Annotated in this window: 1 protein-coding gene; it reads left to right on the top strand. The window is 66.6% G+C overall.

The window, feature by feature from the left end; genetic code table 11:
* Nucleotides 1-1,495, top strand: a 1,495-nt coding sequence (locus ACIBNE_RS41130; protein WP_399281216.1) for a polyketide synthase dehydratase domain-containing protein, incomplete at both ends; no start/stop codon positions are given.

Genomic DNA, 1,495 nt, shown 5'->3' with positions numbered 1-1,495 from the left:
CCGACCACACCATCCACGGAACCACCCTCGTACCCGGCACCGCACTCCTCGACCTCGCCCTCCACGCCACACACCACACCGGCCACAACCACATCGAAGAACTCACCCTCCATAGCCCAGTCGTCCTCCCCGATGGCAAGGCACTTCGCCTGCGCCTCACCGTCGAAACCGACTACGAAACCGACGACGACACCGGTGAAAGCAGTAGCGACGCCAGCAACGGCAGCGGCAAACGAGCCAGCAAGGACGCAGCACGACCCTCCCGCCAGCGGCTGACCCTCCACTCGCAGCCCGAGGACACTGAAAGCAGCACGGAGTGGTCCCTCCACGTGACGGGCACGCTCATCGCCGCACCCGCCGCCCTCCTCGCGGAGAACGGCAAAGACTTCAGCATCTGGCCGCCGACCGACGCCAGCCCTGTCGACACCACCGACCTCTACGACCGCCTCGCCGACCTCGGACTGCCCTACGGCCCCACCTTCCAAGGCCTCAAAGCCGCCTGGCGGAGCGGCGACACCCTCTACGCAGAGGTCCAGGTCCCCGAAGGCACCGACACCACCGGATACAGCATCCATCCCGCACTCCTCGATGCCGCACTCCATTCGCTCGCCCTGGTTGCGAACACCGAGTCGGGCACCGCTCATGTCCCGTTCTCGTGGAGCAACGTCGCCCTGCATTCGACGGGCACGACAGCCCTGCGTGTCCGTCTCACGCCCTCGGGAACCAACTCCAGCTCCTTGGAGATCGCCGACCACCAAGGCTCCCCCGTCGCAACCATCGGCGCGATCGCCACCCGCCCACTGGTCATCGCAGACCTCACAGCGCGGTCCGCCGCCACCAACTCGCTCTTCCAGCTGACCTGGAACCCAATCAGTCACCAAGCTGCCTCGACCGGCACAACATGGGCCGTGGTTGGCGCCGAGACGCTCGAAACGACGGAGTTGGCGCGTGCCGTCGGTGGAGCGAGCAACGCTCAGGAGGCAACGCCCGTCCATCACCACCTGGACGACTTGATCGCTGCGGTCGACGCTGGCGCAGCCGCACCCACCGCGATCGCCATGCTGTGTGCTGGCGACGGTACGGATCCGGCTGCCGCGGCGCACGAACTCGACGAGCGCGTGCTGCTCTCCGTACGGAGCTTCCTCTCAGCGGACGCCCTCAAGACATCCCGGCTCGTAGTCGTGACCCGGTCGGCCACGTCGGTGTCGGACCAGGACGAGATCCGTGATCTGGCCGCCTCGTCCGTGCATGGTTTGATCCGTACCGCTCAGTCCGAGAATCCGGACCGAATCGTCCTGGTGGACACAGATGGCCACGAATCCTCAATGGCACGCCTTTCAGAGGTGGTTGGGCTTGAAGAGCCTCAGTTGGCTCTGCGTGCGGGTACCCTCCACGCCCCCCGCCTGACCCGCGCCACCCTCCCCACCAAAACCACCGAACAACCCCTCAACCCCAACGGCACCACCCTCATCACCGGCGGCACCGGCACCCTCGG

It is taken from the genome of Streptomyces sp. NPDC050504 (genome assembly GCF_044458065.1).
In the GTDB taxonomy this organism is placed as follows: domain Bacteria; phylum Actinomycetota; class Actinomycetes; order Streptomycetales; family Streptomycetaceae; genus Streptomyces.
This window is presented reverse-complemented; position numbering and strand designations above follow the sequence as displayed.